The 18855-nt window shown below is 69.9% G+C and carries 16 protein-coding genes; 12 read left to right on the top strand and 4 right to left on the bottom strand.

Translation table 11 applies throughout. The features are described from left to right. Positions 1-11: 11 nt before the first annotated feature. The 4 genes from RWO82_RS06085 (at position 12) to RWO82_RS06070 (ending at position 5356) form a co-directional block, all read left to right on the top strand. On the top strand, positions 12-173 hold the full coding sequence (locus RWO82_RS06085; protein WP_314424727.1) for a hypothetical protein: 162 nt from the start codon (positions 12-14) through the stop codon (positions 171-173). A gap of 41 nt (positions 174-214) precedes the next feature. Further along, entirely contained in the window at positions 215-838 is a 624-nt protein-coding gene (locus tag RWO82_RS06080) for a gamma carbonic anhydrase family protein (RefSeq protein WP_314424724.1), read from the top strand. Then, positions 835-3774, top strand: a complete 2940-nt coding sequence (locus RWO82_RS06075; RefSeq protein WP_314424721.1) for an aminotransferase — start codon at positions 835-837, stop codon at positions 3772-3774. The genes RWO82_RS06080 and RWO82_RS06075 overlap by 4 nt, the downstream gene beginning before the upstream one ends. 154 nt (positions 3775-3928) lie before the next feature. Continuing rightward, the gene (locus RWO82_RS06070) at positions 3929-5356 is read left to right on the top strand and encodes an APC family permease (RefSeq protein ID WP_314424719.1); all 1428 of its coding nucleotides are present in this window, start codon (positions 3929-3931) and stop codon (positions 5354-5356) included. A gap of 89 nt (positions 5357-5445) precedes the next feature. Here the strand turns inward: RWO82_RS06070 and gdhA are convergent, their stop codons facing one another. Both gdhA and RWO82_RS06060 read right to left on the bottom strand, forming a co-directional pair. Further along, positions 5446-6816: an NADP-specific glutamate dehydrogenase gene (gene gdhA / locus RWO82_RS06065; protein ID WP_314424716.1), complete on the bottom strand. Its 1371-nt coding sequence runs from the start codon at positions 6814-6816 to the stop codon at positions 5446-5448. A gap of 145 nt (positions 6817-6961) precedes the next feature. After that, positions 6962-9670, bottom strand: a complete 2709-nt coding sequence (locus RWO82_RS06060; protein WP_314424713.1) for a phosphoenolpyruvate carboxylase — start codon at positions 9668-9670, stop codon at positions 6962-6964. Between the two features lie 86 nt (positions 9671-9756). On the opposite strand from RWO82_RS06060, the gene nhaA reads away from it, so the two are divergent. The 4 genes from nhaA (at position 9757) to RWO82_RS06040 (ending at position 13757) form a co-directional block, all read left to right on the top strand. Next, positions 9757-10923, top strand: a complete 1167-nt coding sequence (nhaA, locus tag RWO82_RS06055; RefSeq protein WP_314424711.1) for a Na+/H+ antiporter NhaA — start codon at positions 9757-9759, stop codon at positions 10921-10923. A 41-nt stretch (positions 10924-10964) separates the two neighbouring features. Further along, positions 10965-11576 (top strand): MazG family protein, encoded by a 612-nt coding sequence (locus RWO82_RS06050; RefSeq protein ID WP_314424791.1) that lies wholly within the window; start codon positions 10965-10967, stop codon positions 11574-11576. Positions 11577-11641: 65 nt separating this feature from the next. Then, entirely contained in the window at positions 11642-12892 is a 1251-nt protein-coding gene (locus tag RWO82_RS06045) for an ATP phosphoribosyltransferase regulatory subunit (protein WP_314424788.1), read from the top strand. A gap of 61 nt (positions 12893-12953) precedes the next feature. After that, a complete protein-coding gene (locus RWO82_RS06040) occupies positions 12954-13757 on the top strand; it encodes an SGNH/GDSL hydrolase family protein (protein WP_314424709.1) in 804 nt (267 codons plus the stop codon). A 16-nt stretch (positions 13758-13773) separates the two neighbouring features. On the opposite strand, the gene RWO82_RS06035 is transcribed toward RWO82_RS06040, so the two are convergent. Continuing rightward, positions 13774-15000 carry an APC family permease gene (locus tag RWO82_RS06035; protein WP_314424706.1) on the bottom strand — a complete coding sequence of 409 codons (1227 nt, stop codon included), beginning with the start codon at positions 14998-15000 and terminating at the stop codon, positions 13774-13776. Between the two features lie 48 nt (positions 15001-15048). Then, positions 15049-15519 (bottom strand): DUF4442 domain-containing protein, encoded by a 471-nt coding sequence (locus RWO82_RS06030; RefSeq protein WP_314424703.1) that lies wholly within the window; start codon positions 15517-15519, stop codon positions 15049-15051. A 99-nt stretch (positions 15520-15618) separates the two neighbouring features. On the opposite strand from RWO82_RS06030, the gene RWO82_RS06025 reads away from it, so the two are divergent. From RWO82_RS06025 to RWO82_RS06010, 4 genes are read left to right on the top strand one after another with little or no spacing between them, the layout of a single operon-like run. After that, positions 15619-15969 carry a GntR family transcriptional regulator gene (locus tag RWO82_RS06025; protein WP_314424700.1) on the top strand — a complete coding sequence of 117 codons (351 nt, stop codon included), beginning with the start codon at positions 15619-15621 and terminating at the stop codon, positions 15967-15969. Next, the gene (locus RWO82_RS06020; RefSeq protein ID WP_314424698.1) at positions 15966-16982 is read left to right on the top strand and encodes a hypothetical protein; all 1017 of its coding nucleotides are present in this window, start codon (positions 15966-15968) and stop codon (positions 16980-16982) included. The genes RWO82_RS06025 and RWO82_RS06020 overlap by 4 nt, the downstream gene beginning before the upstream one ends. Positions 16983-17032: 50 nt before the next feature. After that, the gene (locus tag RWO82_RS06015; RefSeq protein ID WP_314424695.1) at positions 17033-17983 is read left to right on the top strand and encodes a CPBP family intramembrane glutamic endopeptidase; all 951 of its coding nucleotides are present in this window, start codon (positions 17033-17035) and stop codon (positions 17981-17983) included. Positions 17984-18014: 31 nt separating this feature from the next. Next, complete coding sequence (locus RWO82_RS06010) at positions 18015-18674, top strand: O-methyltransferase (RefSeq protein ID WP_314424692.1); 660 nt, start codon at positions 18015-18017, stop codon at positions 18672-18674. Positions 18675-18855 lie beyond the last annotated feature (181 nt).

The following is an 18855-nucleotide window of genomic DNA, read 5'->3' as shown; positions in this document are numbered from 1 at the left end:
ATGCTCGGAGGATGTGGATTCTCCTGATCCTCCTGCTCGTCGTCTGGGCCGCGCTGGCGGTCCTCGGCTTCCTCGTCGAGGGGCTGCTGTGGCTGGCGCTCCTCGGCATCGTGCTGTTCATCGCGACAGCCGTGATCGGCATGCTCAGGGGGCGAGCGGCGACGAAGGAGTAGCGATTCCGGTTTCGCGATTCGGACGGCGCTACGCTGGCGTCATGTTGTACGAGCACCTCGGGGCTCGACCCCGCATCCATGACACCGCCGTCGTCGCTCCCACCGCCGTCATCTCCGGCGACGTGGCGATCGGTCCGCACTGCCAGGTGCTGCACGGTGCTGTGATCACGGCCGAGGGAGGCCCCATCACGCTCGGCGAGCACGTCATCGTCATGGAGAACGCCCTGATCCGCGCGACGGCGGCGAATGCCGTGCATGTGGGTTCTCACACACTGGTGGGCACCCTCGCGAGCATCGCCGGTGCCACCGTGGGGGAGGAGGTCTTCCTCGCCTCCGGTGCGCGGGTCTTCAACGGCGCGCTCATCGGCGATCGCTGCGAGGTGCGGGTGAACGCCATCGTGCATCGGCGTGCCGTGCTCTCGGCAGGCACGGTGGTTCCGATCGGGTGGGTCGCGGTGGGCGATCCGGTGCAGCTCCTGTCTCCCGACCGCGACGCCGAGATCGCCGCCGCGCAGCCCGAGCTCGACTTCCCGGGGCACGTGTTCGGTGTCGACCGCGACACCCCCGATCTGATGGTGCAGCTCACCGAACGGTACGGCACCTCGCTCGCCAGGCATGTGGACGACCGGCGGGTCGACGGCGGCGGGTCGGCGGGTCACGAGTGAGCGTCGGCGCGGGACTCGTGCGTCCCGCGATCAGCGTGGCCGATGCGGCGCTGATCGCTCGCGAATGCTACGGGATCGACGCCGAGGCGACCGAGCTCGGGAGCAACCAGGATCGCAATTTCGTGTTGATCGAATCGGACGGAACGCGAAGCGTGCTCCGGATCGACAATCCGGTGTTCTCCGACGATGCGCGGGATGCCCAGCACCTCGCGCTCGATGCGTACCGGAGGGCGGGGGTCCCGGTCCCCGCGGTCCTGCCAGGGCTCGACGGCCTGCTCACGCAGCGGTGGCGCGGCTTCGCAGTGCGGCGCAGCGAGTTCGCCGACGGGGAGGCGCTGGTCGACGCGGGCTACCTCGCTCCGGTCGTGCTTGCCGAGTTCGGCACTCTCGCTGCCGCATCCGTGAACGCGCTGGCCTCTCTCGAGCATCCGGGACTCGATCGGGAGCAGATGTGGGACATGCGGGTCGCGTATGAGCAGGTCCGCGCGCTGGCGCCATCGATCGCCGAGCCGGTGCTGCGACGGCGCGTGCTCGCCGCCGCTGACGACGCGCACGCGGTCGTGTCGCGCCTGGGCGACGCACTCGCGGTGCAGCCGATCCACGGCGACCTCACGGACGACAACGTGATGGGCGCGCGCGGCGAGGACTCACGGCTGCACCCGCGCATCGTTCTCGATCTCGGCGATCTCGGTCTCGGCTGGCGCGTCGCGGAACTGGCGGTCTGCGCATCGTCGATGCTCCATCACGAGCCCGGTCGTCCGCTGCGCGTGCTCGACACCATCGCGGCCTTCCATGCCGACGCGCCCCTCGATCGGAGCGAGGCGCTCGCCGTCTGGCCGCTGATCGTGCTGCGCGCGGCGCTTCTCGTGGCGAGCGGGTGGCGACAACTGGAGGTCGACGGCGACAACGACTACGCACGCGAGCGCATCTCGGGAGAGCAGTCGATCTTCGAGGCGGCGACCTCGCTGCCGCTCGTCGAGGCCACCGAGCACGTGCTCGCGACCCTGGGTGTCGAGGCGCAGGGCTTCGTCGCCGAGCCGGTGGCCGGCGAGGTCATCGGATTCCTGCCCGATGTCAGCGGTCCACTGGCGGTCGTCGACGCCGGAGTCGAATCGGACGCCCTCGACGCCGGCCGCTGGGCCCAGTCCGACGCGGAGGAGCTGCTGAGGGCCCAGGCCTTCGCGGAAGGCGCTCGGGTGGCGGTGATGCCGTACGGCGTGTTCCGCCTCACCCGCACCTCTGTGGACACCGCCGAAGCCGCGGCGACCTGGCCGACCGAGACCGAGCTGCACATCGCCCCGGGCCCGTCATCCCGGCTGCTCGCCCCCGTGGCGGGTGAGATGTCGGTGCACGGCGACGGCGTGCGCATAGCCACGGACGACGGCTGGGTGGTCGAGGTCAGGGCTGTCGACCTCGAACCCGGGCGTCCGGCGACGGTCGCCGCAGGCGAGAACATCGGCAAGCTCGCGGCGTCCTTCGACAGGAGGACGGTCGTGCTGGGGGTGCGCCGCTCCGACGCGCCGGACGAGCTCCCTCCCGTCGACGGCGCACGTCTCGTGCACCCCGAGCGAGTGTCCGCGTGGGCGCGACTCACTGCGGATCCCGCTGCGCTGCTCGGCCTCCCCTCGCAGGCGCGGGGGGACGAGTCGGCCGACGAGCTCGCGCGTCGTGAGCGGGTGTTCGCAGAGGCACAGGAACGCTACTACCGGCATCCGCCTCAGATCGAGCGCGGCTGGCGCCATCATCTGATCGACACGACGGGCCGCAGCTACATCGACATGGTCAACAACGTCGCCGGTCTCGGACACGGCCACCCGGCCATCGCCGCCGCCGCCGATCGCCAGCTCCGCACGCTCGCGACCAACTCGCGGTTCCTCTTCCGAGACCTGGCCGAATACAGCGAGCGACTCATCGCTCTCATGCCCCCGGGAAGCGCACTCGATACGGTGCTGCTGGTGAACAGCGGCTCCGAGGCGGTCGACCTGGCCCTCCGGCTCGCACAGGCGGCGACGGGGCGGCGAAGCATCGTCGCGCTCCGCGAGGCGTACCACGGCTGGACCATGGCGAGCGATGCCGTTACGACGAGCGCGTACGACAACCCGCATGCGCTCGACTCGCGACCCGAGTGGGTCCATGTGGCCGACGTCCCCAACGCCTATCGCGGCACCTACCGCGGCCCCGGATCGGCCGATCGTTACCTCGCAGACCTGGACGCCGACCTCGACCGTCTCGCCGCGCAGGGCAGAGACGTCGCCGGCTTCATCTGCGAGTCGGTGCTGGGCAACGCGGGAGGAGTGCTCCTGCCCGAGGGATACCTGACCGGAGCGTACGAGCGCGTGCGTGCACACGGCGGCCTCTGCATCGCCGACGAGGTGCAGGTCGGCTTCGGACGCATGGGCTCGACGTTCTGGGGATTCGAGCAGTCCGGCGTCGTGCCCGACATCGTCACGATCGCGAAGCCGATGGGCAACGGGTTCCCCATCGGCGGCGTGATCACGTCGAAGCGGATCGCCGATGCGCTGAGCAGTCAGGGGCAGTTCTTCTCGTCGGCCGGCGGCAGCAGCCTCAGCTGCCGGGTCGGGCTCGCGGTGCTGGATGCGATGGTCGACGACGACGTGCAGCGCAACGCCCGCGAGATCGGGTCTCGGCTCGCCGACGGTCTGCGGGAGCTGGGGCGTCGGCATCCGCTCGTCGGCCCGGTGCACGGAGCAGGTCTCTATCTGGGGGTCGAGCTCGTGCGCGACCGCGAGACGCTCGCGCCGGCTGCGGCGGAGGCCGCCGCGATCTGCGAACGGCTGCGCGAACTCGGGGTCGTCGTGCTGACCACCTCGGAGCGGTCGAACGTGCTCAAGATCAAGCCGCCGCTGTGTCTCACCGCCTCGAGCGCAGACCATGTCGTCGCCGCGCTCGACCGGGTGCTCACCGAGGGGTGGTAGCGGCACCTACGAAAAGCGCGTGAAACCGCGATGTTAAATGCGTATTTCGAATCCGAATACCTCTTCCGCTGATGAATAGCGCGGGTCCATACTGTTGCTCACAGTGCCGGACGACCCGACGACCGGCCCCTGCGCTGTTCTCGAGGGAGTGCACATGGCCACGAAGACGAAGCCGCTCGCGCAAGGCGGAGGAACGCTCAGACGCAATCTGGGTCTCTGGGCGATCGTAGGACTCGGACTCGGCTACATGACGCCGACAGTGGTCTTCGACACGTTCGGCATGGTCGCCCGCGACACCGACAACGTGGTGCCCGCCGCCTACCTGGTCGCGCTCGTCGTGATGGTCTTCACCGCCATCAGCTATGGCAAGATCTCCAGCGCCATACCGAGCGCCGGATCGGCCTACACCTACGTGCGCGAGTCCATCCACCCGAACCTGGGCTTCATGGTCGGGTGGACCTCGCTCATCGACTACGTGCTCCTCCCGATGGTCAACTGCCTCATCATCCGCAGCTATCTCGAAGCGCTGTTCCCCGACATCCCCGGCTGGATCTGGGTCGTGCTCTACTGCATCCTCGTCACATCGATCATCTACATGACCATGCGCGGCACCTCGAACATGAACATGATCCTGCTCGTGTTCTCGATCGTCGTGATGGCGGTGTTCGTGATCCTGGTCGTCGCGCAGCTGCTGCGCGGCGAGGGCGCTGCGACGATCGCCTCCGCTGCTCCGTTCATCCACGACGGGGCGACCATGAGCGCGGTGCTCATGGGAGCGACGATCGTCTGCTTCTCGTTCATCGGCTTCGACGCGGTGACGATGTACGCCGAGGAGGCCAAGGACCCCAAGATCATGCCGAAGGCGATCCTCCTCACGGTGCTGCTCGGGGGAGCCATCTTCCTCACGGCGGCGTACGTCACGCAGCTGCGCTTCCCGGACTGGAACGAGTTCGCACCCGGCGGCGACATGCAGTACGTCGAGGACTCGACGCTGCCGATCATCGGCAACCTCGTCGGAGGCAATGTGCTCATGGCGGTGCTGACGGCTGCGGGATTCTGCGCGACCCTCGCGTCGGGCCTCGCGTCCCACGCCTCCGTCTCGCGCATGCTGCTCGTGATGGGACGCAACAACGTGCTGCCGCAGCGAGCCTTCGGCTACATCAACCCCCGCACGCACACGCCGACGTTCAACATCGTGCTGGTCGGTGCGATCTCGCTGTTGGCGATTCCCTTCACTCTCGAGCTGATCGCGGCGTGGATCAACTACGGGGCGCTCATCGCCTTCACGTTCGTGAACATCTCGGTGATCGCCTGGTTCGCCGTGCGCAAGGGACTGCGCAAGACGCCCGCCGACATCTTCCGGTACATCGTGATGCCGGGAATCGGCATGCTGCTCACGGGGCTCCTGTGGGCCAACCTGCATCCGGACGCGCTGGTCGGCGGCCTGACGTGGACCGCGCTCGGCCTGGTGTACCTCGCCGTGATCACGCGAGGCTTCCGCAAGAAGGTGGTCGCGTTCGACGAGAACCAGGCGGTCACGGGCTTCAACAAGGTCGTCAAGGTGCCGGTCGACGAGAGCTGACGACGGTCACCCACTTTTCGAATCGCGCACTTTGCAGGAATCGACTGTCGAAAACTGCGAAGTGCGCGATTCGAACGAGGTGGGAGCGGTCAGATCACGCCCTGTGCGAGCATCGCACCGGCGACGCGCTCGAACCCGGCGATGTTCGCCCCGGCCACGTAATCGCCCGCGACGTCGTAACGCTCTGCGGCGTCGAACGCGGCACTGTGGATGTCGGCCATGATCTCGCGCAGCTTGTTCTCGCTGGCCTCGAAACTCCACCGCTGTCGCGAGGCGTTCTGGCTCATCTCGAGAGCAGAGGTCGCGACACCGCCGGCGTTGGCGGCCTTGCCGGGTGCGAACAGCACTCCTGCACGTTGGAACGCCTCGACCGCGGCAGGCAGGCACGGCATGTTCGCGCCCTCCGAGACCGCGCGGACGCCGTTGGCGATGAGCGCCTCGGCGCCGTCGAGGTCGAGCTCGTTCTGCGTGGCAGAGGGCACGGCGATGTCGACAGGCACCTCCCACACGCTGCCGCCCTCGATGAAGCGCGCCCCGGCGCGGCGGTTCGCGTACTCGACGATGCGCGCCCGCTCGACCTCCTTGATCTGCCGCAGCAGGTCGACGTCGATGCCGGCGTCGTCGACGACGTAGCCCGAGGAGTCGGATGCCGTGACCGCGGTCGCGCCGAGCTGCGTCGCCTTCTGGATCGCGTAGATCGCGACGTTGCCCGACCCCGAGACGCTCACTCGCTTGCCGTCGAGCGATTGGTCGTGGACGCCGAGCATCTCCTGCGCGAAGAACACCGCCCCGTAGCCCGTGGCCTCCGTGCGCACCTCGGCGCCACCCCAGCCCGTGCCCTTGCCGGTGAACATGCCGGACTCGTGTCGGTTGGTGATCTTGCGGTACTGGCCGAACAGATACCCGATCTCACGTCCGCCGACTCCGATGTCGCCGGCGGGAACATCCGTGTGCTCGCCCAGGTGACGGTAGAGCTCGTTCATGAACGACTGGCAGAAGCGCATGACCTCGGCATCCGAGCGACCGTGCGGATCGAAGTCGGATCCTCCCTTGCCGCCGCCGATGCCCTGACCCGTGAGGGCGTTCTTGAAGATCTGCTCGAAGCCGAGGAACTTGACGATCGAGAGGTTCACCGAAGGGTGGAAGCGGAGTCCGCCCTTGTAGGGCCCCAGCACGGAGGAGAACTGGATGCGGTAGCCGCGGTTCACCTGCAGTCGCCCGGCGTCGTCGACCCAGGGGACGCGGAAGAGGATCTGTCGCTCGGGCTCGACCAGGCGCTCGAGGATGCCGCCGTCGACGAACTGCGGAGTGCGATCGAGCACGGGCGCGATCGAGTGGAGCACCTCGTGCACGGCCTGCTGGAACTCGGGTTCGTGCGGACTGCGGGCCAGCACGGTGTCGAAGACGGGCTGCACGGATTCCGCGAGCGGATGGAAGTCGAGGGACGGCGAAGAGATCACGCGAGAACTTTCTGACGGGGGGACGGGGTGAAGCGATCGTGTCGCGTGAAAGGCTCGCCGGATCGGGCGAAGTTCCCACTCTATCGGGGACCGGGATGCGAGCTGTCTCGCATGCCGGTACACAGCACACGTCGGCCGCGTCAGGTCACCCGGTGTTCTGCAGACCCGCCGCGACGCCGCTGACGGAGAGCAGCAGCAGTCGCCGCTGTTCGTCCTCCGAGCCGGATCCGTGCGCGTCGGAGGGATCCCGCAGGGCGCGGAGGGCGCGCAGCTGCAGCAACGAGAGCGCGTCGACGTAGGGGGTGCGCAACTGCACCGCGCGCTGCAGGATCGGCTTGTTCTCGAGCAGTCCCACTCCGCCCGTGAGACGGATCACCCACTCGCGCGTCAGCGTCATCTCGTCGAGCACGAGCTGGGCCAGGTCGTCGCGGTCGCCGAGCGCGAGATACTCGCGGGCGATCCGCTCGTCGGTCTTGGCGAGGCTCATCGCGACGTTGTCGATCATCGTGCGCAGGAGCGGCCACTCGCGGTACGCCTCGATGAGTCGGGCCTCGTCGCCGACAGCCGCGAGAGCGGTGCCGAGCCCGAACCAGCCGGCGAGGTTGATGCGGGCCTGGGTCCATGCGAACACCCACGGGATGGCGCGCAGGTCCTCGAGCGATTCGACCGACAGGCCTCGCCGTGCCGGACGCGAGCCGAGCGCGAGCAGGCCGATCTCCTCCATCGGTGTGACCGTGGCGAACCACGGGGCGAAGCCCTCGGCCTTCACGAGAGAGAAGAAGCGCTCGCGCGAGGAGCGGTCCATCACGGCCGCGATGTCGGCGAAGCGCGCGGCGGCGTCGCTCGTGCGCTGCTCGACGCTCGGCGAGGAGGCGAGCAGGGTCGCCGCAGCGACCTGGTCGATGTGACGCATCGCGATCGCCGGTTCGCCGTAGCGCGCGAAGATCACCTCACCCTGTTCGGTGAGCTTGAAGCGGCCGTCGACGGAGTGGGGCGGCTGAGCGAGGATCGCCGAGTTGGCGGGGCCGCCGCCGCGGCCGAGCGCGCCGCCGCGACCGTGGAACAGCGTGAGTTCGAGGCCCTGCTCCTTCGCCCACTGGGCGATCTTCTGCTGGGCTTCGTACAGGGCGAGGTTCGCCGCGACGGGACCGACGTCCTTCGACGAGTCGGAGTAGCCGAGCATGACCTCGAGCTTGTTCCCGGTCGCCTCGAGCCGCTGCCGGAACTCCGGGTAGGTCACGACCTCCGCGAGGATCTCGGGCGCGGCCTGGAGGTCCGCGAAGGTCTCGAACAGCGGGACGACGTCGAGCACGGGTGCGTCATCGCCCAGCGCGTGCGCCGCGAGCCGGTGCACGTTCGCGAGGTCCGAGGCCGCCTGGGTGAACGACACGACGTACCGGCCGGCGGCGCGAAGGCCCCGATCCCGCTGGATGTCGGCGATCGCGCGGAACACCTCGAGGACCTCCTCGGTCTGCGCGCTGATCGCCTCGCCGGCGTCGAGCTCGGCGAGGGCCTTCGCGTGCACCTGCGAGTGTTGGCGGACCTCGAGCTCGGTCAGGTGGAACCCGTAGGTCTCGACCTGCCAGATCAGGTGCTGCACGCTTCCGAACGCGTGGCGCTGGGCGCCGGCGTCACGCAGCGAGGCCTGAACCGTGCGCAGATCGCCGAGTAGCTCCTCCGGCTGCGAGTAGCGCTGCTCCTCGCCGCGACGGGTGGCACCGACGCGGTGCGCCAGCGCGAGCAGCACGCGACGGTGCGGCTCGCCGGGCGATCGCGCCGCGAGCTCCTCGGCGAGTCGCGGCTCGGCAGCGGCGAAGCGCTCCCACAATGCGGTGACATCGGCGCTCGGCGGTGTGTCTTCGGCGTCGAGGGTCAGTGTGCGTCCGATGCGATCGAGCGCGCGCTCGAGTCCGCGCAGCACGTGGTCCGCAGCGATCTGCGAGGCCTCGCGGGTCACCGACGCCGTGACGAAGGGGTTGCCGTCCCGGTCTCCGCCGACCCACGATCCGATGCGGACGAACGCCGGGACGACCGGTGCGGTGGCCCCCGAGTCCTCTCCGCGCAGAGCGTCGTCGATGCGGCGGTACACGTGCGGCACCGTGGTGAAGAGGGTCTCGTCGAAGACGCCCATGACCGTGCGCACCTCGTCGGTGGGCGACGGCTTCTGAGCGCGCAGGGGAGCGGTGCGCCAGAGGGTGTCGATCTCCTCGAGCATCCGCCGCCTGGCACGGTGATCCTCCGCACCGCCGTCGCTCGCCGCATCGTGCTGGGTGAGGAGTTCGGACAGTCGCCGGATGCTCGACGAGACGGCGCGGCGCCGCGCCTCGGTGGGGTGAGCCGTGAAGACCGGGTGGAACCGCAGCCCCTCGAGGCGGCGGCGCGCTTCGTCGTCGCCGACCTCGGAGCGCAGCTGAGCATAGGCGGTGGCGACGGTGTCGGCCACCTGCGGGCGGGCTCCCGGGGTCGCGGGGGCGACCGGCTGGCCTGCGCGCTCCCGAAGCACGCGCACGCGCTGGTGTTCTTCGGCGAGGTTGACCAGGTGGAAGTAGCAGGTGAAGGCGCGCGCGACCTCGTCGGCGCGGGCGATGCTGAAGGACTCGGCGATCGCTGCGGCACGCGCGAACGCGTCCGAGGTCTCTTCGTCGTAAGCCTGGATGGTCGCCAGGCGCAGACGCTCGACGTCCTCGAAGAGACCGGCGCTTCCCGACTCCTTCAGGACCTGGCCGAGGAGTGCGCCGAGCATGCGCACATCCGACCGCATCGCATCGGGGATGCCGCGGCCGGCCTCGAAGCGGCCGATGATGCGGATGGCTGAGGTGTCGGTGGGCTCGGGGAAGGCGTGTTCGGGGGTCACGATTCGAGAGTATCCCGGGTCGGGGTCGTGCTCGGAACTCATGACGACGCGAGACGCGCCGAGCACCCGCAACTAGCATGGGGGCGATGCGCATCTCCGCGAACCCCCTCCGAGGTCAGCAGTTCCCTGCTGTCCTCCTGCTCCTCGCAGCCGGACTCGGCCTCCTGCTCGCGAACCTGCCCTCGCACGACGCGCTGGCCGCTGTCCTCGACGTGCATCTCGCGGTGCCCGGCACGGTCCTCGACCTCTCGATCGAGCACTGGGTGTCCGACGGCCTGCTCGCGGTCTTCTTCCTGGTGGTGGCCATCGAGCTGCGGCACGAGCTCACCCATGGCGAACTGGACTCGCCGAGCAAGGCCGTGCAGCCCGCGATCGCCGCCGCGGGTGGTGTCCTGGTGCCGATCGCTGTCTACCTCCTGATCGCCGGCGACTCGGCCACCGCGACGGGCTGGCCCATCCCCACCGCGACCGACATCGCCTTCGCGCTCGGGGTGCTCGCGATGTTCGGACGCGGACTCCCCTCGAACGTGCGCGTCTTCCTGCTCGCCCTCGCGATCCTCGACGACATCATCGGCATCGTCTTCATCGCCGTGCTGTTCGCGCACGACGTGCAGTGGCTCTTCCTGGCGCTCGCCGCGGTCGCCGTCGTCGGCTTCTGGCTGCTCAGTCGGCTGCTCCACGCCAAGGGGCATCCGGGGGTCGCCGTCGCGATGGTCGTGGTGGGCATCCTGACCTGGGGTCTCGTGGCCTCCTCCGGAATCCATGCCACGATCGCCGGAGTGCTGCTCGGGCTCGTGATGGCGCCGGTTCCCGCCGCGCGCACTCGGCACGCGCTCGAGCCGACGGTGAACGGGGCGATCCTCCCGCTGTTCGCGTTCGTCGCGGCCTTCGTGGTGATCCCCGCCGTCGCGCCGTCCGAGCTGTCTCCCGCCTTCTGGGGGATCGCCGTGGCCCTGCCCGTCGGCAAGATCATCGGCATCTCGCTGTTCGGCTGGCTCGCGATGCGCATCCGTCCGCGGGGCGCGGCACCGGCGCTGCCCTTCGCCGACATCTTCGCGGCCGGCGCGCTCGGCGGCATCGGCTTCACGGTCTCGCTGCTGCTCGCGAACCTCGCCTTCGCCGCTGATGCGGGCATCCGCGATCAGGCGATCCTCGGCGTGCTGGTCGGCTCGCTCCTGGCCCTCGTGCTCTCGGGGATCATCGTCTCGCTCCGCGCCCGCTCGTACCGACGACTGAGTGCGGTGACCCCGTGAACGAGTCCGGACGCGATCCGCTGCGCGACGCGGCGGAGACCATGCGCGCGGTACGCGAGAAGTGCGTCTGGTCGCAGCAGATCACCCATCGAGACCTCGTGCCCTATCTGATCGAGGAGTCGCACGAGGTCATCGACGCCGTCGAGAGCGGCACGAGAGCAGATCTGCGCGAAGAGCTCGGGGATCTGCTCTGGCAGGTGCTGTTCCATGCGGCGATCGCTGCTCAGGATCCCGATGAGCCCTTCGACATCGACGACGTCGCCGAGACCCTCACCGAGAAGATGGTGCGGCGTCATCCGCATGTGTTCGCCGGCGAGACCGCGACGACTCCCGAGCAGGTGCTGGTGCACTGGAACGCCGCGAAGGCTGCGGAGAAGCGCGCCAGGAGCAGCGTGCTCGACGGGATCCCGCGGGGGATGCCGGCGCTCGCGCTCGCCCAGAAGATCGTCGGACGGGCCGCGGGGGCCGGAGTCGTCATCGCCGCGGAGGGCGAGGCGGCCGGCGTGACCCCCTCATCGGAGGCCGAGCTCGGCGAGGCGCTGCTCCGGCTCGTGTCGACCGCGCGCGCCGAGGGATGGGATGCGGAACGGGCGCTGAGAGAACGGCTCCGTGCGGTGGAGGCGGAGGTCCGCGAGGCGGAATCGGAGAGCTGACGCCACGGTCCGCCTCGGCGACCTGGAAGGATGGGAGCGTGGCTACTGTGAACCCGCCGCGCGGAATGCGCGACATCCTCCCCGCCGACAAGGCCCGCCGCGAGCGCGTGCTCTCCGTGATCCGCGGCCGCTACCGTGCGCACGGCTTCGACGAGATCGAGACTCCCGCGCTCGAGGAGTACTCGCGACTGCACGCCGGAATCGGCGGCGACAACGAGAAGCTCGCCTACAACGTTCTGCGCCGCGGACTCGACGCCGAGGCGATCCGCGAGGCGGCAGGCGACCAGGGCGCGCTCGCCGATCTGGGGCTGCGATACGACCTCACCGTTCCCCTCGCACGCTTCTACGCGAGCAATCGCGGTCAGCTGCCCGGCGTCTTCCGCGCGATCCAGATCGGACCGGTCTGGCGCGCCGAACGTCCGCAGAAGGGGCGTTACCGCCAGTTCGTGCAGTGCGACATCGACATCATCGGCGACGACTCCTCGCGCGCCGAGGCCGAACTCATGGTCGCGTCCCTCGACGCCGTCGACGCGCTGGGTCTCGATGGCGCGACGGTGCGCATCAACGACCGCCGGGCGCTGGAGTGGATGCTCGACAGCTTCGGTTTCACCGCCGACGAGCGCCCCGGTGTGCTCATCACGATCGACAAGCTCGACAAGATCGGCACCGACGGCGTCGTCGCCGAACTGCGCGAGCGCGGATCCGCGGCGGCAGCGGTCGACGCGTTCGGAGCCTTCCTCGTGCGCCCGCAGACCATGGAGTACAACCCCTTCGGCGAGCGCCAGATACGCAAGGCGCTGCCCGACGGCGCCCCGGACGAGATCGTCGGTCACCTCGTCGCGATCGGCGAGGCCGTCGCGGCGGGTCGAGGCGCGGACGACATCCCGTTGGTCTTCGATCCGTTCCTCGTGCGCGGCATGGGGTACTACACGGGCACGATCTTCGAGCTCGCGCACCCGTCGGTACCGTACTCGCTCGGTGGTGGAGGTCGCTACGACGGCATGATCGGGCGGTTCCTCGGCCAGCAGGTCCCGGCGGTCGGGTTCTCGCTCGGATTCGAGAGGCTCGTGGATCTCGTCACGACGGGGGCGGATGCCGTCGAGCGCGCCGTCGTGCTCATCCACGACGCCGACGTGCCGGTCGACGAACTCGTCCGCCACAAGGCCGGGCTCGTGAAGTCGGGTGCACGCGTGCGAGTGGAGCGCCGCACCAAGAACATGAAGGCCCTGCTCGAGCGGTCGTCGGCGGACGGGTACACCGAGTTCGCGACCGTCTCGGCGGGCGCTGTGGACCTGGAGCTCAAGCCGCTGTCGTGACACCCGCGTGACTGCGGCTGCCGTTCACGCGGCGTTCACGACGGTCGGGTCGAATCGGGGCATGAGTCGACAGCATCTCATCGCCGTCGCCGCAGTCGGTGCCGCGTCGGTCGCGGTCGGCATCCGGTTCGTACTGACGCGTCAGGCGGCCATCGCACGCCGGCGCATCGGCAAGCCCCTCGGTGAGCAGTCGATCGATGCCGACCGTGTCTGGCGTCGAGCGCTCGACGGCGAGCCCGTGCAGCTCCTCGTCCTGGGCGACTCGGTCGCGGCGGGTCTGGGCGCCGAGCGCCGCAAGGAGACGCTGGGCGGACGACTCGCGAAGGGCATGGCGCGGCGCATGGGAAGGCCCGTGCGGCTGCGCACCGCCGCGGTCGTCGGAGCGGAGTCGCCCGATCTCGCCGCCCAGCTGGCGGGCCTGCCCGACGGATACGCGCCGCACGTGGCCGTGATCGTGGTCGGCGGCAACGACGTGACCCACCGGCTCCCGGTCGCCGTGTCCGCACAGCATCTGCGTGACACGATCGTGCGGCTGCGCCGTCAGGGCACCGAGGTCGTCGTCGGCACGTGCCCCGACCTCGGCGCGCTGCGGCCGGTTCCACAGCCGCTGCGTCGGCTGATCTCGAGCGTGTCCCGCAGGCTGGCCGACGTGCAGGCCGAGACGGCTCGATCGGCCGGAGCGAGCGCTGTCGACCTCCGTCGGGCCGTGGGCCCCCTGTTCTTCGACGATCCGGACGCGATGTTCAGCCTCGATCGCTTCCATCCGAGCCCGTTGGGCTACCGACGCACGGCCGAGGCGCTGCTCCCCGCCGCGTGCGTCGCGGCGGAGATATCGAGCCGCGTCGTCCGAGCGAGCGCCGGTTGAGAGCGCGCGGGTCCGATCACCGCACCAGTCGGAGGCGGGTCATCCGGTAGAGCACTCCGACGAGCACGACCACGGTCCCGACCACCGACGCCACGAGGGGCAGCGTGTTCACGAGCACGAGACATCCCAGCGCCCCGGTGACCTGGAGCGCGCGCGGGTAGCGACGGGCCGCCGCGGACTGGCGGAAGGCCGCCGCATTCGCGATGAGGTAGTAGAGCAGCACGCCGAAGGACGAGAACCCGATCGCATCGCGCAGATCGGCGAGGAGCACGATGCTGACGACGATGAGCGCGATCGCGATCTCTGCGCGACGCGGCACCTGCCGGCGCTCGTCGACCTTCGCGAGGAACCGGGGCAGGTCCTTCTCCCTGGACATCGCGAGCGTCGTGCGACCGCTGCCCGTGAGCAGCGCGAGCAGGGCGCCCAGCGATGCGGCCGCCGCGGCGACGCGGATGACCGGCGTGAGAGCCTGCGACCCGGTGGCTGCGGCGACATCGGCCAGCGGCGTCGCGCTTGTCGCTGCGTCGCCGCCGAGCACGACGATCACCGTGATGGCGACGAGCGTGTAGACGACGACCGTGCCGCCGAGCGCCAGGGCGATCGCGCGGGGGATCGTCCGGGCCGGGTCGACGACCTCCTCGCCCATCGTCGCGATGCGCGCGTACCCCGCGAAGGCGAAAAAGAGGAGGCCTGCGCCCTGCAGCACGCCGTAGGCGGTGACGTCGGGAAGGGGAGCGGGGACGGTCGCGGATGCGCCCGCCAGCCCCGTCGAGACCACGACGGCCAGCCCGATCAGGGAGATCACGACGAGGATCCGGGTGACGAGCGCGGTCCGCGTGACGCCGAAGCAGTTTACGGTGGCGAGCGCGACGACCGCCGCCACGGCCACCGGCACCTCCCAGTCGTCGGGGGCGGCGTACGCCGCGAACGTCATGGCCATGGCCGCACAGCTCGCGATCTTGCCGATCACGAAGCTCCAGCCGGCGACGAAGCCCCACCACGGACCGATCTCGGCCCTGGCGTACGCATAGGTGCCGCCGGCCACGGGGTGCGCTGCGGCGAGCTGCGCCGACGCGGTGGCGTTGCAGTAGGCGACGATCGCCGCGATCCCCAGGGCGATCAGGGTGCCGCTGCCGGCGACGCCGATGGCGGGAGCCCACACCGAGAAGACGCCCGCACCGATCATCGAGCCGAGTCCGATCGCGACGGCGTCTCCGAGTCTCAGGCGGCGGGCGAGGGGCATCCCCTCATCGTGGCACGACCGGGTGAACGCACGGTATCGCCGGGGCGGTCAGCCGCGAGTGACGGTGACGCGCTTCTTCTCGCGGATGTAGACCTCTCGACGGACCTTCGCCACCACGTCTCCGTCGCGATCGGTGATCACGGTCTCGAACCACTCCCGCACCTTCGCCCCGCCATGGGCTCGCTCTCGGATCGCCTCGGCACGCTCCCTGCTGACGTCGAACTCCGCGGTCAGCACGCCGCGGCCCGGCTTGACGAACTCGATCTCGCCCCGGGTGTCCCACACGATGTAGTCCCGGCCGAGCTGGTGCATCACGAGCATGAAGAAGTACGGGTCGGTCATCGCCGACATCGAGCCGCCGAATGCGGTCTTGACGTAGTTGCGCGTGAAGACGTTCACATGCAGCTCGACAGTGGCGTGCGTCCAGTCCTCGCTGAAGCGACGGATCCTGATCCCGCTGAACAGGTTGGGGATCCACAGGCTCATACCCAGGGCGAGACGGCGGGGAGTGATGCGCATGAGGTCAGTGTGGACGATGACCGCCCTCCGACGAAGCGCGCTGGAGGTTTCGAACAGTTGTTATAGTTTATGTAGAACTACTAGAAGATTGGAGGGCAGATGCTGATCCGCATCGACGCCGACAGTGCTCGACCTCTCTTCGACCAGGTGGCGGCATCCGTACGGGCCGACGTGCTCGCAGGCCGCCTCGTCCCCGGCGACCGACTCCCCGCTGCGCGGGAACTCGCGGAGGCGCTCGAGATCAACCTGCACACCGTGCTGCGCGCCTACCAGCAGCTGCGCGACGAAGGTCTGATCGACCTGCGTCGCGGCCGGGGAGCGGTCGTGTCCGCCGCCGCCTCTCCTCTCGCCGAGCTGTCTCAGGACATCTCCGCCCTCGTCGCCCGCGCCGCATCGCTCGGGCTGTCGCCCCTGACTCTGGCCGCACTCATCCAGGAGACAGACGCATGACCCCCGAGATCCGCAGAGCCCGCACCGCCTTCTGGTGGGTGGGGGTGATCGTCCCGCTCGCGATGATCGCTCTCGCGTCCATCGCTGTCATCGCCTGGCTGCCGGAGATCCCGGAACCCGCGGCGATCCACTGGGGAGCGGAGGGCCCTGACGGCTTCGGACCCGGATGGACGCATCTCGTCGTGCTGGCGGGAGTCGGAGGCGGCCTGGTCGTGCTGTTCGCCGTGATCGCGCTGGGGGCGCACCGTCTGTACCCGCGAGACGAGGGTGCAGGAGCCCCGCACCCGCGGTGGTCGCCGACCGCGCGGCTGCTCGGCGCCGCGAGCCTCGGTGTCGCGGGTCTCCTGTCGGCGCTCGCGGTGATGTCCGTCGGCTCCCAGCGCGGACTCGCCGACGCCGTCGACGCCCCGAACATCACGCCATGGGTCTTCGGCCTCCTTGCGATCGCCGTCGCCCTGAGTCTGGCCGGCTGGTTCCTGCAGCCCCCGGTCCCCCTCACCTCGGGCCCCTCGGGGGAGGCGGCGACGCCCCTGCCGCTGTCGGATCACGAACGCGCCGTGTGGGTCAAGTCGGTCAGCATCGCCAAGAGCGGACAGATCGTGCTCGGGATCGGCGTCTTCCTCACGATCGGGATGGGTGTTCTCCTCCTCGCCCTCGACGTCACGGCGGGCTGGATCGTCACCGTTCTCGCCGTGCTGCTCCTGGTGCTGGTCCTCACGGGGCTGACCTTCCGGGTGCGCGCGAGCGCGGCGGGTCTTCGCGTGCGGTCCGCCGCCGGGTGGCCGCGACTCGAGATCCCCGCCGCCGAGATCGCCCGCGTCCGTGCCGTGATGGTCGACCCGTTCGCCGAGTTCGGCGGGTGGGGGTACCGCATCGGCACCGATGGGCGTCGCGGCTTCGTGCTCCGCGCGGGCGACGCTCTCGAGGTCACCCGCACCGACGGTCGCGTCTTCGTCGTCACCGTCGACGACGCCGCGACCGCGGCATCCGTCCTCGCCGCCGCCGCACGGTGACCTCGCACCACCGCTCCCGCAGCGGAGCGATCGACCAGGGAGAACCTCTCATGAGCCGCGTCCGAATCATCCCCGTCCTCGCCTTCACCGTGCTCGCGTGCGGACTCGCGTGGTTCGTCGCACTGCCGCTGTGGCTGGGCGAGGGCCTCGCTGAGCCGGCTGCGGCGGTGCTCCTGCCCGCGATGATGCTGACCCCCGCGCTCGCCGCGCTGGTGGTCGCATTCACGCTGAAGGCTCCCCCCGCCGGGGAGCGACTGCGCTTCCTCGGACTGTGGCCGCTGCGCCCGACGAAGCGCGTGGTCTGGCTGATGATCGTCGGCTGGCTCGCGCCCCCGCTGCTGGTCGGCCTCAGCATCCTCGTCGCTGCCGCGCTGGGGGCGATCCGACTCGACCCGACCTTCGCGGGATTCGCGGGCGAGCTCGCCGTGGCGCTTCCGCCGGGAGTGCCGATGCCGCCGATCGAGGTCGTGGTGCTCTCCCAGATCGCGGCGATCCCCGTCGGCGCCCTCGTCAACAGCGTCTTCGCCCTCGGCGAGGAGCTGGGCTGGCGGGGGTGGCTCCTGCCCGCCCTGCGCCCCCTGGGCACCTGGCCCGCGCTGCTCATCAGCGGCGCGATCTGGGGCATCTGGCACAGCCCGGTCATCCTGCTGGGGTACAACTTCGGTCGCACCGATCTCAGCGGCGTCCTCTTCATGATCGGCGGGTGCATCGCGTGGGGGATCCTGCTCGGATGGCTGCGTCTGCGTTCTGCGTCGATCTGGCCCGCCGTGCTCGCCCACGGGTCTCTCAACGCGGCGGGCGGACTCGTCGTGCTCTTCGCCGCCACGCAGCCCGACCTCGCGCTCGCCGGTCCGCTCGGAGTCGCCGGGTGGATCGTCGCCGCCGTGGTGACCCTGATCCTCGTCGTCTCGGGACAGTTCCGGCATCAGCCCGAACTCGCCGGGGCCGGCGGCCGGCTGCTGTCCGCGCCGCGCGAAGGACGCCGACCGCCGACCCCTTGACGCCCGCGATGCGGCGGGGTTTGCTGAGCGCATGGAATCCACTCCCGCTGCCTGGGCGCACGCCGACGCCTATCTCGCCGACCTGCTCGTCGGTCACGATCCCGAGTTGGAGGCCGCGCTCGCGGCTCAGCACGACGCCGGACTGCCGGCGATCGAGGTCGCACCGGTCTCGGGCAAGCTGCTCCATCTGCTCGCTCGGATCAGCGGCGCCCGGCGGGTTCTCGAGATCGGGACCCTCGGCGGCTACTCGACGATCTGGCTCGCGAGGGCGGTCGGACCGGAGGGGCGCGTGGTCACGGTCGAGGCGGAGCCCGGCAACGCGGCCGTCGCGAGGGCGAGCATCGATGCGGCGGGCGTCGGCGACCGCGTCGACATCCGGATCGGTCGCGGCGCCGAGGTGCTGCCGACGCTCGTGGGCGGCTTCGATCTGGTCTTCATCGACGCCGACAAGGAGTCGAACACGCTGTACCTCGATTGGGCCGCGAAGCTCGGTCATCCCGGGACCGTCGTCATCCTCGACAACATCGGGCGCGACGGCGAGATCGTCCGCGAGGATTCGGCCGACTCCAAGGTCCTCGGCACCCGGGAGGGGCTTCGGATGCTGGGGGAGGACCCGCGCTTCGACGCCACGGCTCTGCAGACCGTGGGCGTGAAGGGGTGGGACGGCATCGCCGTCGCGCTCGTGGTGTGACGCTCGGACGCGAGCCGGGGGCCGGCACGCGGGCGGGCTAGACTGGGCACGGATCGACGACGCTCCACACACCTTTTCTCTGAGCAAGGAGCACATCAGTGGCACTGATCGAGGCTGTAGGCGCACGCGAGATTCTCGACTCGCGCGGAAACCCGACCGTCGAGGTGGAGGTGCTCCTCGA

The organism is uncultured Microbacterium sp., from assembly GCF_963521645.1.
Taxonomy (GTDB): domain Bacteria; phylum Actinomycetota; class Actinomycetes; order Actinomycetales; family Microbacteriaceae; genus Microbacterium.
The sequence above is the reverse complement of the archived record's forward strand: the minus strand, read 5'-3'. Positions and strand labels throughout refer to the sequence as shown.

Bases quoted from the DNA above. Each gene is read 5' to 3' on its own strand.
- RWO82_RS06085 (WP_314424727.1), top strand. From the start codon at position 12: ATGTGGATTCTCCTGATCCTCCTGCTCGTCGTCTGGGCCGCGCTGGCG.
- RWO82_RS06080 (WP_314424724.1), top strand. From the start codon at position 215: ATGTTGTACGAGCACCTCGGGGCTCGACCCCGCATCCATGACACCGCC.
- RWO82_RS06070 (WP_314424719.1), top strand. From the start codon at position 3,929: ATGGCCACGAAGACGAAGCCGCTCGCGCAAGGCGGAGGAACGCTCAGA.
- nhaA (WP_314424711.1), top strand. From the start codon at position 9,757: ATGCGCATCTCCGCGAACCCCCTCCGAGGTCAGCAGTTCCCTGCTGTC.
- RWO82_RS06050 (WP_314424791.1), top strand. From the start codon at position 10,965: ATGCGCGCGGTACGCGAGAAGTGCGTCTGGTCGCAGCAGATCACCCAT.
- RWO82_RS06045 (WP_314424788.1), top strand. From the start codon at position 11,642: ATGCGCGACATCCTCCCCGCCGACAAGGCCCGCCGCGAGCGCGTGCTC.
- RWO82_RS06040 (WP_314424709.1), top strand. From the start codon at position 12,954: ATGAGTCGACAGCATCTCATCGCCGTCGCCGCAGTCGGTGCCGCGTCG.
- RWO82_RS06035 (WP_314424706.1), bottom strand. From the start codon at position 15,000: ATGCCCCTCGCCCGCCGCCTGAGACTCGGAGACGCCGTCGCGATCGGA.
- RWO82_RS06030 (WP_314424703.1), bottom strand. From the start codon at position 15,519: ATGCGCATCACTCCCCGCCGTCTCGCCCTGGGTATGAGCCTGTGGATC.
- RWO82_RS06025 (WP_314424700.1), top strand. From the start codon at position 15,619: ATGCTGATCCGCATCGACGCCGACAGTGCTCGACCTCTCTTCGACCAG.
- RWO82_RS06020 (WP_314424698.1), top strand. From the start codon at position 15,966: ATGACCCCCGAGATCCGCAGAGCCCGCACCGCCTTCTGGTGGGTGGGG.
- RWO82_RS06015 (WP_314424695.1), top strand. From the start codon at position 17,033: ATGAGCCGCGTCCGAATCATCCCCGTCCTCGCCTTCACCGTGCTCGCG.
- RWO82_RS06010 (WP_314424692.1), top strand. From the start codon at position 18,015: ATGGAATCCACTCCCGCTGCCTGGGCGCACGCCGACGCCTATCTCGCC.